The sequence below is a fragment of the Bradyrhizobium australafricanum genome (assembly GCF_020329495.1).
Taxonomy (GTDB): domain Bacteria; phylum Pseudomonadota; class Alphaproteobacteria; order Rhizobiales; family Xanthobacteraceae; genus Bradyrhizobium; species Bradyrhizobium australafricanum.
The window spans coordinates 14,361-26,671 of sequence record NZ_JAGKJL010000009.1 but is presented as its reverse complement, the minus strand read 5'-3'; the positions used below and the strand labels follow the sequence as shown (position 1 = coordinate 26,671).

Sequence of the window (12,311 nt, the reverse complement as noted above, 5' to 3'; positions counted from 1 at the left end):
TGGCCGTCAGCTGTCGGCCAGCCCGAGCATCAGCCGCATGTTCTGGACCGCGGCACCCGAGGCGCCCTTGCCCAGATTGTCGAGCCGCGCGACCAGCACCGCCTGGTGGTGCTTGTCGCTGGCGAAGACGTAGAGCTCGAGCTGGTTGGTCTCGTTGAGCGCCTCCGGCTCGAGCCGCCCGCCCTTGGCGGCCTCGTTCTGCAGCGGCATCACCGAGACATATTTGCTGCCGGCGTACCATTTCGCCAGAACCGCTTGCAGATCGGTACCATCAGGTTTGCCCGGCAGCGCGTCGAGTTGCAGCGGCACCGAGACCAGCATGCCCTGCCGGTAGTTGCCGACCGACGGGATGAAGATCGGCCTTCGCGTCAGGTGCGAATAGAGCTGCATCTCCGGCACGTGCTTGTGCTCGAAGCCGAGGCCGTAGAGTTCGAAGGCCGGTGCCGAGCCGTCCTCGAAGCTGGCGATCATCGACTTGCCGCCGCCCGAATAGCCGCTCACCGCGTTGACGGTGACGGGATAATCCGCCGGCAGCACGCCGGCATCGACGATCGGCCGCAGCAGCGCGATCGCGCCGGTCGGATAGCAACCCGGATTGGAGACCTTCTTCGCGTTACGGATCTTGTCGGCCTGGTCGGGCGCGAGCTCAGGAAAACCGTAGGCCCAGTCGGGCGCAACGCGATAGGCCGTCGAGGCGTCGAGCACTTTCGGCGCGGCATTGCCCATCGTGTCGATCAACGCCACGGTCTCCTTGGCGGCCTCGTCAGGCAGGCAGAGGATCACGAGATCCACCTCCTCCATCAGCGCGCGCTTGGCACCGGCGTCCTTCCGCTTGTCCTCGGCGATATGCTTCACCGCGACGTCGCCGATCGAGAGCAGCCGCTCCTGGATGCCGAGGCCGGTCGTGCCGGACGCGCCATCGACGAACACGGTGGCCTTGGTCGCACCGCTCCTGATTTTCGGCTGGTTGGTGTCGGTGAGGGTCATGGCATGGTCCTTTCGAGCTCGTTCGTTTCGTTTAACACATCTGGCCGCGCCTGCGCCGCCAACGGGGACGGGCAGTTATCCTTAGATTGAGCGCACCCTCGCCCACGACAACAACCCCTGCTCATGGAAACAGCGCGATCTGCTCCAGCCCGGTGGTTTCAGGCAAGCCGAACATCAGGTTCATGTTCTGGATCGCCTGTCCGGCCGAACCCTTCACAAGATTATCGAGCGTCGAGAGCACGATGGCGCGGTTCTTGATCCGGTCGGCGACGACGCCGATCTGAACGTAATTCGAACCACGCACGTTCTGCGTCTGTGGCAGCACACCCTTCTTCGTCACATATACGAACGGCTCGTTGGCGTAGGCCCTTTCCAGCTCGGCGCGCAAATCGTCCGGCGTAGCCCCGTTGAGCTTGACATAGGATGTGCAGAACTCACCCCGCGCCATCGGAATGAGATGCGGGGTGAAGTTCACCGTCACAGCCGAGCCAGCGGCCGCGCCAATCTCCTGCTCAATCTCCGCCGAGTGTCGATGGCTTCCGATCGAATAGGGCGACAACCCTTCGCCGGCCTCGCTGAACAGCGTGTTCTGCTTCAGTCCGCGTCCGGCGCCGGTGACGCCCGACTTTGCGTCGATGATGATGTCGTCGACGTCAATCAGCTTTGCCTTCGCCAGCGGAACAAGCGCCAGCAGCACCGCCGTCGGATAGCAGCCGGGACAGGCTACCAGCCGCGCGGCCGTGACCTCCTCCCGGTAGAGTTCGGTCAGCCCATAGACCGCCTCGTCCTGCAATTCGAGCGCCCGGTGCTCATGGCCGTACCATTGCGCATAGCTGTCTTTGTTGCGCAGCCGGAAATCCGCGGACATATCGAGGATCTTGATTCTGGGATTGGCTTTCAGCACCGCGGCAATGATCTCTTGGGTCGTCCCGTGCGGCAGTCCGCAGAACACGGCATCGAGCCGCGTCCAGTCGACCTTTTCCCATTCCACGAGTTTTGGCAGGTCGAGCATGAAGAAGTGAGGAAACACCTCGCTCATCGTCTTGCCGGCATGGGTGTTAGCGGTAAGCGCGGTGATTTCGGCATTCGGGTGCCGCGCCAACAGGCGCACCGCGTCGGCGCCGGTGTAGCCGGACGCGCCCAAAATTCCGATCTTCTTCGTCATTGCTCGCTCCTCGGAAGCGTAGTCATCTCGGTCTGTATCATCGCGAAAGCCTGCGGGCGCACCTCGCGCATCAAGGCCGCGATGTCTCGGGCACCGGCTTCGGCCTGCAAAGCGAGCGTGTTGCCGACCGCCGCGAGATCGGTTTCAGACTTGTGCTGGTTCAGCTTGAAGCTGCCCTCCACCTCTTCCACCATCATCTCGAGACCCACGATGGCCTTCCTCATGGTTTCCAGCCTCGCGGCGGTCATCTTGCCCGACACCCACGGCTTTTTCGGCAGCAGCCGGTCCTCGAACTTGGCGCTCAGTGCGTCGATCTGAACGGCAAGCTCGTCATCCGACAACGTCCGCACCGGCCCGGTCAGATGCACCGCCTGATAGAGCCAGGTCGGCACCTGATCGGGTGACACGTACCAGTCCGGCGAAACATAGGCGTCGGCGCCGGTAACGGCCAGCAGCCAAGGTGACCCGCGCGCCAGCCTTACCAGCGGATTGTGACGGGCAACATGAAACAGCGCCCGCGGCGTCCCGTCGGCGGCATAGGTCAAATAGAACGGCAGCGCGGAGGCGATCGGCTTGGCGCCGTCCCACGCGCAGGCCATGCCGAAACCGCGCGCTTCCGCGAAGGCAAGGCTCGCGGCGCGGTCAGGCTTGAACGGCGGCGGCGTATACATGATTGATGCTCCTGCATGACGAAGGAGCCGCCAGATCGAACCGCGTGTCTTTTTCAGGAGAGCGCCGCGGGATCGGGTCCGGCGGCAGAGGCGATAGTCTTAAACGCGAGCGACCGCCCATACCGCGATAATGCGGCGGCGGCGGGCAATGATGATGGTCGCGGCGTTGATCATGGGCGCGGCTATAAGGCCGCGCCTCCTTGACGTCAAGAAAAACCGTTCAGATCGCCGGATTCCACGGTGCCGGCACGACGCGATAGCCGCTGCCGTCCTTCACCACATTGCCGAGGCCCGGGAACGGATAGTGGAAGCCCTGCACCTGGAGCCGCTCGGCAACCACCATGTCGTAGATGCGCCGGCGGGTCTTCTCCGCCACGTCGCCGTCCTGGTCGAAGAACGCATGCCAGCCGGGGTTGGTCGCGAACAGGTTCGGATTGTTGGTGACGTCGGACTGGATGAAGACCTTGTCCGGGCCCGAGGCCAGCACGTAGGAGGTGTGGCCCGGCGTGTGGCCGACGGTCTCGACCGAGGTCAGGCCCGGCGCGATCTCCTTGCCCCACTCGTAGGGCGTGACCTTCTTCTTCAGGCCGGCTTCGAAGATATTGCGGTTGTTCTTGAACAGGCCCTGCATGCGGCCGGCCGGTGCCCGGCTCATCTCGCCGTCGTCCATCCAGAACTTCCACTCGGTCGCCGGCACCAGCACCTCGGCATTCGGGAATGCCGGCGTGCCTTCGGCCGTCAAGAGGCCGTTCACGTGGTCGCCGTGGAAGTGCGAGATCACGACCATGTCGACATTCTTGGGATCGAAGCCGGCGGCGACGAAATTGTCGGCGAACAGGCCATTGGCGCCCTTCGTGCTGGCCTTCGCCAGCGCGCCATTGCCGGTGTCGATCACCACCAGCTTGCCGCCGGTGTTGAGCACCAGCGGTGCGAACCAGATCGTCATCATGTCGCGCGGCATGAACGCCTTCTCCAGCGCCGCGTTGACGTCGTCCCGCTTCGCATTGGGGATGAAGGAGTCTTCCAGCTTGAAGACGTTCTTGCCGTCGGACACCACGGTGACGAGGATGTCGCCGACCTTGTAGCGATAGAAGCTCGGCGCCTGCTTGTCGGCGACCGCCGCCACAGCGGCCGCAGGAACGGCTGATAGCAACGGTGCAGCGGCAATGCCGGCAGCGCCCGCGAGAGCGTGACGTCGGGTCAATTCCATGTGGTGTCCTCCTAGTGAAGCGGCGCCCGGTGAATTCGCAGTTGTAGGCGAGGTTGTATCAGCCTTTCGATGCCCGCGCGATGACGGTTGCGCGACTTGGCGATCGTCCGGGCTAACCCCTGCGCCGCGGCCTTATTCCGAGGCCGACGGTCGGCAAACGGCTCTCGTGGGTCGGATGCGCTGGCGCACGGTCGTCGGCGTAGGCAGATCAGGAGCTCAAAGACGACCGAAGAGTTGGCGCAGGTGGCCCAAAATTCCGCCGCCTCCCAGCAATCCCTCGAGGCGCGTGCGGGCGAGCGCATTACCGCGATCGGACGCCCTGCTGTACCACTTGGCGGCCTCCCGGATGTCCTTCGGAACACCCGTGCCGCTCTCATAGGCATATCCCAGATTGTACTGGGCCTCACTGTCGTTCTGATCGGCGGCAACCCGAAGCAGCGCGATGCCCCGGGATAGGTCGAGCGGCAAGCCACGGCCCTTGATGTAGAGCAATGCGAGATTCCCCTGCGCCCAAGCCGAGCCCTGATCGGCAGCCTTCGAAAACCAGGTCGCAGCTTGCTGATAGTCCTGGGCGAGACCGGCGCCATCCCGATAGAGGCGCGCGAGGTGGGTCTGACCGAAGACATCGCCCTGCTCGGCTGCCTTGGCGTACCATTGGGCTGCGACCTTCTCGTCGCGCGCCGTGCCAAGCCCGTACTCATGTGCGTAGCCCAGCTTCCCCTGGCTGTAGGAATCGCCCTGCTCGGCGGCCATCAGAAACCAACGGATCGCCTCGGCGTAGTTGCGCTCGACGCTGTAGCCGCTTTCGTACATGTACCCCACATAGGATTGAGCCTTGGCGTTGCCATGCTCGGCATACGGTCGGAGCAGAGCCATCGCGCGCACGTAGTTTTGCGCCTGATACGCGTTCACGCCATCGGTAAACTCGGCGCTGATTTCCGTAACGAGCGGTACCGGTTTCGGCGTCAATCCGATCGGCCCGTATTTGAACTCCGCGAACTTGTCCAAGCCGGCCTTGATCGCCGCAGCAAATTCCGCCGGACAGACCGCAGCGTCGACGCTGAACCGCACCAACGCGCTGGAGCGAATCGTGCGGCCGTTGAGCGTGGCGGTCGCGTTGACCTCGATCCGCCCCGTCGCAGCGCCGTATGCCGTGCTGCCGCTGAAACTCTTGCTATAGATGACCGGCGCTGGCTTTTCGTAGAAGTTGGTTCCCTCAGGCACGGTGAGCGAACTGGTCTCCCGATATTCCAGCGAGCGGCACAGAAAGGCCCGGTCGGTTGGCCCGCTGGTGGCGAGCAGCAGCAGCGAGGGGCGCGGGTCAGTCAGGGGCAGCATCCTGATCCGCTCGAGATGATTGAGGCCGACGGGCTTGATGATCTGGAAGTTCGTGGTGATCGCATAGCTGTCGGACAGGTCGCGGGGATTCGGGAAGCTGTAGTCGCCCGTGCCGCTCAGCCCCGCCTGCTCGATCAGCTTCCTGGCGCCGTTCTGCCGGTCCCCCGCGTCAAGGCCTAGTGCGACGGATCGTCCAACACTTGCTCCCAGTCCATTGCCGGACAACACCGAGCGCGCCTGACGTGTACCATCGCTATGCAGCGTGTATTCCGTATCCGCTGCCAACACGAAGCGCTGCGGTGCCGTCACCGGGATACGGCCCATCGTCCCCTTGTCGATGTTGAGCGCGGGTTTGCCGCCGAGGTTCGGCGGCAGGGAATCGAACGCCACCAGCGAAGAGGTCGGGTCGAGATAGCGGTCGATTGCCGGAACATAGACAATCGCGTGGTCGAAATTCTGCGTCGCGACCTCCGTCAGCGTGTACTGCAGGCCGGCATTCACCACGACAAGGTTGGCTTCGATCCCCTGAACCGCGAGCAACGCCTTGAGGATCGTCGCATGCGCCTTGCAGTCACCGTAGCGCGCCGCGAGGACTGCGGATGCGGGTTGCGACGTCAAGCCACCATCCTCGAGCCCGATCCCAACGTACCGGATATTCCGCGCGACCCAGTTGTGAATTCGTTCAACTTTGCTTCGGGCGTCCGCGGCGTCGCCGACGATCTCGGCAGAGAGCTTTTCCAAACTCTCGTCAGGCTGCGCCATCGGCGCGTTACGGGCGTTCAACACCGCCGCAAGAGTTGCATAGTCCGCGAAGGTGCTGACCTCGAACCGCCGGGCATCGTCGAATGTCCCCGCGTCCATCTCGCGCGGCCTCGGCGTTTCTTGCCTGAAGAGAACATGATGAACGATCCTGTCGCCTCTCCTCTCCTCTTCATGTTCGACATTGCGCAACCCGACATGCAACGGCTTCGACGCGGGCGCATCGAGCGTGAGCTCCATCACCTCGCGAGGTTGATCCGCCATTTGACTCCAGTAGCCAGCAAATTCGCCGGGAAACTCGGCTCTCTTCGCCTTGTAGATCAACCGCCCCTTGACCTTGTCGCCGGGAGCGACGTCCGGATAAGCAACCAACCGCTGCCGCTGCTCGTCAAAATAGGGAGAGGAGCCATCCGTCGAGGCCGGCTGGTCTCGGATTGCGCGTTCGTCGACCGCAATGACCCGGCCGTCGGCTTTCAACGTAGCAAGCTCGCTGGATGACAAGTCGTAGAAATAGCTGTTGTAGCGGAAGGTTCGTCGAGCGAGCGCCTCGGCCCCCTTCTCGAGCGCCTGGGCTTCGAAATCGAAGATAGTCGTGCTCAGGCCCTGCTCGTCGAAAGTAATCGCATAGCGGCTGATCGTCCGCCGCCAACCCGGATCGATCCAGACCCGGTGCGGATCCGCAGTCGTTGAAGCCGATGTATCGGCTGCGGCAAAGCTCAACGGCGTCAGTAGCAGTAAAGCGAAAAGGAGACAGATGCGCGCGATCATGGTGATGCAAGCCCGACGACGACCGAAACGTCGGCTGTTGAGCTAGCACCGCGAGATTACCGTCGCCTCGCCGGGATAGAAAAACTTTTAGGTTTCTCTTTTCGCGTGTGGGCACCCGTCCGGTGTCGCGGACTGACGGTGCTACACCACCCGCCACACCAACTCGATGGCATGGGCAATGACGTCGCCGAACAGCAGCAGTGCCGCCGACCAGACCAGCGCGGAGACGAAATTGGCGATCTGGAATTGCCAGTACGACATCTCGAAAATGCCGGCCGCAAGCGGCACCGAGGCGCGCAGTGGACCAAAGAAGCGGCCGATGAAGATACTGGGCACGCCCCAGCTCTTCACGAAGGCCTCGCCCCGCGGCAGGATCTCCGGGTAGCGCGACAGCGGCCACATCTGCGCGACCTGCTCCTTGTAGCGATAGCCGAACCAGTAGGAGACCCAGTCGCCGAGCGCGGCACCAACGCCGCCCGCGATCCAGATCGGCCAGAAGCTGATCCCGCTGACACCGATCAGGGCGCCGATCGCGACCAGCGCACCCCAGGCCGGAACCAGCAATGAAATGAAGGCGAGCGATTCAGCGAACGCCAGCAACATGACGATCGGAGCGGCCCAGGCCTGGTGGTGCCGCACGAATTCGGCCAGGGCCCGCGCAAGGTCTTCCATCTCGTCGTGTGCCTTCCCGCTCCGTTGAACCTCGAATGAACCTTTCTAGCCGCACGCAGCCTAAGAACAGGTAAGCCAGCCGATTGCGTGACATCAAGTCACAAAGGCGGGGATCGAGCGTGATTTCCCGTAAGGCCCTTGAGGTCCAGGTTGGCATCTCCCTCACAAGAAAAAGGAATTACTGGATGATCGGATCGCTGATGATGTGCGTGAGCGTTCTCGTTCTGCTGTTCGGAATGCTCGCGGGCATCGCCATGGGTATCCAGCACGACTTCACGTTGGGACCGGCGCATGCGCATCTCAATCTGGTCGGCGGCGTGCTGCTGTTCCTGTTTGGCCTCTACTACCGGCTGGTGCCGGAAGCGGGCAGCATGCTGCTCGCCAGAATCCAGGGCTGGCTGCATATCGTCGGCGGCGTCCTGTTCCCGGCCGGCGTGGCCGCCGTGCTGCTGAAGGGACCGTCGTTCGAGGCGGCGCCGATCGTCGGGTCACTGCTGGTGGTCGCCGCCATGGCCCTGTTCACGGTCGTTGTATTCCGCACCTCGCGGGCGTAATCGCGGTCTCCTATCTATGGGGATGGCCGGGCTCCAGGGTGCGGCCGTCCCCATTGGCAGCCCATCCGTGGCATAGTCAGAGCAACCGATTCGCCGCGCCGTGACCGGCGCGCCACTTGAAGAACCATGGCCAAATCATTGAAGTCGAACGCCAAAAGTAAATCTGCCGACGATCTGTTCGGAGCCCCGGAACCGAAGGGACGCGCCCCGGCGAAGGCTGCTTCGCGATCCGCTGGAAGCGCCGAAGCCGGCTATACGGCGGCTGACATCGAGGTGCTGGAAGGGCTGGAACCGGTCCGCCGGCGGCCCGGCATGTATATCGGCGGCACCGACGAGAAGGCCCTGCACCACCTGTTCGCCGAGGTGATCGACAACTGCATGGATGAGGCGCTGGCGGGCCACGCCACCTTCATCGACGTGGAGCTGACCGCCGACGGCTTCCTGACCGTGACCGACAATGGCCGCGGCATTCCGGTCGACCCGCATCCGAAATTCCCGAAGAAGTCGGCGCTCGAAGTCATCATGTGCACGCTGCACTCGGGCGGCAAGTTCGACTCCAAGGTCTACGAGACCTCGGGCGGCCTGCACGGTGTCGGCGTCTCCGTGGTCAACGCCCTCTCCTCGCGGCTCGAGGTCGAGGTTGCGCGCAGCGGGCAGTTGCATCGCATGACCTTCGAGCGCGGCCATCCCAAGGGCAAGCTCGAAGACCTCGGCAAGGTCAACAACCGCCGCGGCACGCGGATCCGCTTCAAGCCGGACACCGACATTTTCGGCGCCAAGGCGGCGTTCAAGCCGCAACGTCTGTTCAAGATGACGCGCTCGAAGGCCTATCTGTTCGGCGGCGTCGAGATTCGCTGGCACTGCGATCAGGAGCTGTTGAAGGGCGTCGAGGACGTCCCCGCGGAAGCCAAGTTCCACTTCCCCGGCGGCTTGAAGGATTATCTGGCCGCGGCGATCCACGCCGACACGCTGGTGCATCAGGATATCTTCTCCGGCAAATCCGGCCGCAGCGGCGCGCATGGCGCCTGCGAATGGGCCGTGGCCTGGACGGCCGATGCCGACGGCTTCCTGTCGTCCTACACCAACACGGTGCCGACGCCCGATGGCGGTACGCATGAATCCGGCCTGCGCAGCGCATTGTTGCGCGGCCTCAAGGACCACGCCGAACGCGCGGGCCAGGGCAAGCGTGCGGCGTCCATCACCTCGGAAGACGTGATGGTGGGCGCGGCCGTCATGCTCTCGGTGTTCGTGCGCGAGCCTGAATTCCAGGGCCAAACGAAGGACCGCCTCGCCACCGCCGAAGCGCAACGCATCGTCGAACAGGCGATGAAGGACCCGTTCGACCACTGGCTGTCGGGCAATCCGAACCAGGCCAACCGGCTGCTCGATTTCGTGATCGATCGCGCCGAGGAGCGGCTGCGCCGCCGCCAGGAAAAAGAAACTGCGCGCAAGACCGCCGGCAAGAAACTGCGCCTGCCCGGCAAGCTCGCCGATTGCTCCGACGCCGGCACCGAAGGCTCAGAGCTCTTCATCGTCGAAGGTGACTCGGCCGGCGGCAGCGCCAAGCAGGCGCGCGACCGCAAGACGCAGGCCGTGCTGCCGCTGCGCGGCAAGATCCTCAACGTCGCCTCTGCCGGCAAGGACAAGCTGACCGCCAACGCGCAGCTCTCCGATCTCGTGCAGGCGATCGGCTGCGGCACGCTCGCGCATTACCGCGAAGAGGATCTGCGCTACCAGCGCATCATCATCATGACCGACGCCGACGTCGACGGCGCGCACATCGCATCGCTCCTGATCACCTTCTTCTACCGGCAGATGCCGCGGCTGATCGACGAAGGGCATCTCTATCTGGCGGTTCCGCCACTCTACAAGCTGAAGCACGGCACCAAGTCGATCTACGCCCGCGACGACGCGCACAAGGACGAGCTGCTGAAGAGCGAGTTCAACGCCAACGCCAAGGTCGAGGTGAATCGCTTCAAAGGCCTCGGCGAGATGATGCCGGCGCAGCTGAAGGAAACCACGATGGATCCGGCCAAGCGCACGCTGCTGCGCGTGGTGCTGCTGGCCGACGATCGCGAGGGCACCGCCGATTCGGTCGAGCGGCTGATGGGTACCAAGGCCGAAGCCCGCTTTGCCTTCATTTCCGACAAGGCCGAATTCGCCAGCGACGACCTGCTCGACGTCTAGGCCCAACCGATTGATCTGAAATGAGTTTCCGGCCGCCCCCAGATTGGGGCGGCCGTTGCCATTTTGCCCGTTCGGAGAGCCCCAGTGGCTTCGTTTTCAGCCGGATGTGTCTCACCAGCAACAGCATTTCCGGCGGAACCACGTATAGTCCGACCATGAGTTTCGGGAATCGGTGCCAGCGCACTCCCCTGAGCGACCTGATCGAACGCTAGTCGAGGATTTGGATATGAAGAAGATTTTGCTCGCTCTGACTGCGGTTGCTGCGATGACGGCATCGGCGTCGGCTGCCGATCTGGCCGCCCGCCCCTACACCAAGGCTCCTGCCCCGGTTCCGGTCGCTCCGAGCTGGACCGGCTTCTACATCTTCGGCGGCGGCGGCGGCGGCGTCTGGGATGCTGACACTGGCGTCCAGTCGACCGTCACGGGTGCGCCGATCCTCGGCTTCAACCAGCGCCAGGGCGGCGATGGCTGGTACGGCACCGTCGGTGCCGGTTACGACTGGCAGACCGCCAACAGCTGGGTCATCGGCGTGTTCGCCGACGGTCAGTTCGGCAGCCTGAAGGGCACCATCCAGGATCAGGGTCCGTTCGTCGCCGGCAACATCAAGAACGACTACAGCTGGGCGGCTGGTGCGCGCCTCGGCTATCTGATCGCGCCGAACGTCCTGTCCTACGTCAACGCCGGTTACTCCAGCTCGCACTGGAAGGGCACCACGCTGTTCAACACCGCGAGCGCGCTTCCCTCGGGTCTGCACACCAACGACTTCGATCGCGGCGGCTGGTTCGTCGGCGGCGGCGTCGAAAACAACCTGAACATCTTCGGCATCACCGCGCCGGGCTGGTTCATGAAGACCGAGTATCGCGCCGCTTACTACGACAACAAGAACATCTCGGAGCTGATCGACGGCACCAACATCTCGAACGGCCGCGACATCACCTTCAAGCCGCTTGTCCAGACCATCAGCACCTCGCTGGTCTACCGTTTCAACTGGACCGGTCCGGTTGTTGCCAAGTACTGAGCTGCGTACTGATCCCTGCTGAGATAGCAGAGCAAAAGCCCCGGCATTGTCCGGGGCTTTTTTGTTGCCCGAACGTCATCGAAATCGCCCCACGCGCAAGCCCGCCGGCGCAGGGCGGACCGGCTGTGGCCGATCTGGTCAGCGCCGTGACGATCGGGCACTCTCGCGCCCGGTTCAAACCTCAGCGGACAACAACAATGAAAAACGGACAGTTTGATCTCTCGGGCCGGGTCGCCATCGTCACCGGCGGCAATGGCGGCATCGGGCTTGGCATGGCGCGCGGCCTGGCGGACGCCGGCGCGGCGGTTGCCGTGGTCGGCCGCAACGAGGCGAAGTCGAAGGCCGCCGTCGAGGATCTCGGCAAGCGCGGCGTCAAGGCGATCGCGGTGGCAACCGACGTGACCGATAAGGCCGCCGTCGCGGCCATGGTCGAACGGGTCGTTCGCGAGCTCGGCCGGATCGACATTCTCGTCAACAACGCCGGCATGAGCATCCGCAAGCCTCCGCACGAGCTCGAACTGGAGGAGTGGAGCAAGGTGATCGACACCAACCTCACCAGCGCGTTCATGTGCTCAAAGGCGGCCTATCCGGCGCTCAAGGCGTCGGGCCACGGCAAGATCATCAATATCGGCTCGATGATGTCGATCTTCGGAGCGAGCTTCGCCGCGGCCTATGCCGCGAGCAAGGGCGGCATCGTGCAGTACACCCGCGCCTGCGCCAACGCCTGGGCTCCCGACAACATCCAGGTCAACGCCATCCTGCCCGGCTGGATCGATACCGACCTGACCAAAGGCGCACGCCAGCAGGTGGCCGGGCTGCACGAGCGCGTGCTTGCGCGCACGCCGGCGGCACGCTGGGGGGCGATCGACGACTTCGCAGGCATCGCTGTGTTCCTGGCATCGCCCGCGTCGGACTTCGTCACCGGCACTGCGATCCCCGTCGACGGCGGCTATTCGGTGATGGTCTGAAAACACGGGCGCTC

10 protein-coding genes are annotated in these 12,311 nt (G+C 63.8%); 4 read left to right on the top strand and 6 right to left on the bottom strand.

Annotation, left to right across the window (positions count from 1 at the left end):
• Window positions 1–6: 6 nt before the first annotated feature.
• From argC (J6525_RS10450) to J6525_RS10425, 6 genes are all read right to left on the bottom strand, one after another.
• A complete protein-coding gene (argC, locus tag J6525_RS10450) occupies window positions 7–987 on the bottom strand; it encodes an N-acetyl-gamma-glutamyl-phosphate reductase (protein ID WP_225644164.1) in 981 nt (326 codons plus the stop codon).
• Window positions 988–1,108: 121 nt separating this feature from the next.
• Window positions 1,109–2,152 (bottom strand): N-acetyl-gamma-glutamyl-phosphate reductase, encoded by a 1,044-nt coding sequence (argC, locus tag J6525_RS10445; protein ID WP_092083456.1) that lies wholly within the window; start codon window positions 2,150–2,152, stop codon window positions 1,109–1,111.
• Window positions 2,149–2,823, bottom strand: a complete 675-nt coding sequence (locus J6525_RS10440) for an FMN-binding negative transcriptional regulator (RefSeq protein WP_225644156.1) — start codon at window positions 2,821–2,823, stop codon at window positions 2,149–2,151. Before J6525_RS10440 ends, argC (J6525_RS10445) begins: the two co-directional genes overlap by 4 nt.
• A gap of 220 nt (window positions 2,824–3,043) precedes the next feature.
• Entirely contained in the window at window positions 3,044–4,033 is a 990-nt protein-coding gene (locus J6525_RS10435; protein WP_050384280.1) for an MBL fold metallo-hydrolase, read from the bottom strand.
• 216 nt (window positions 4,034–4,249) lie between these two features.
• Window positions 4,250–6,898 (bottom strand): DUF3857 domain-containing protein, encoded by a 2,649-nt coding sequence (locus J6525_RS10430; RefSeq protein ID WP_225644146.1) that lies wholly within the window; start codon window positions 6,896–6,898, stop codon window positions 4,250–4,252.
• A 141-nt stretch (window positions 6,899–7,039) separates the two neighbouring features.
• Window positions 7,040–7,570: a DedA family protein gene (locus tag J6525_RS10425; RefSeq protein ID WP_225644144.1), complete on the bottom strand. Its 531-nt coding sequence runs from the start codon at window positions 7,568–7,570 to the stop codon at window positions 7,040–7,042.
• Window positions 7,571–7,755: 185 nt separating this feature from the next.
• Here J6525_RS10425 and J6525_RS10420 point away from each other — a divergent pair, with 185 nt between their 5' ends.
• The 4 genes from J6525_RS10420 to J6525_RS10405 all read left to right on the top strand — a co-directional run bounded on the left by J6525_RS10420 (window position 7,756) and on the right by J6525_RS10405 (window position 12,297).
• Window positions 7,756–8,124, top strand: a complete 369-nt coding sequence (locus J6525_RS10420; protein ID WP_092083460.1) for a hypothetical protein — start codon at window positions 7,756–7,758, stop codon at window positions 8,122–8,124.
• A gap of 126 nt (window positions 8,125–8,250) precedes the next feature.
• Entirely contained in the window at window positions 8,251–10,311 is a 2,061-nt protein-coding gene (parE, locus tag J6525_RS10415) for a DNA topoisomerase IV subunit B (RefSeq protein ID WP_225161023.1), read from the top strand.
• Between the two features lie 226 nt (window positions 10,312–10,537).
• Window positions 10,538–11,329, top strand: a complete 792-nt coding sequence (locus J6525_RS10410; protein ID WP_225644143.1) for an outer membrane protein — start codon at window positions 10,538–10,540, stop codon at window positions 11,327–11,329.
• Between the two features lie 197 nt (window positions 11,330–11,526).
• Window positions 11,527–12,297, top strand: a complete 771-nt coding sequence (locus J6525_RS10405; RefSeq protein WP_225644140.1) for a glucose 1-dehydrogenase — start codon at window positions 11,527–11,529, stop codon at window positions 12,295–12,297.
• Window positions 12,298–12,311 lie beyond the last annotated feature (14 nt).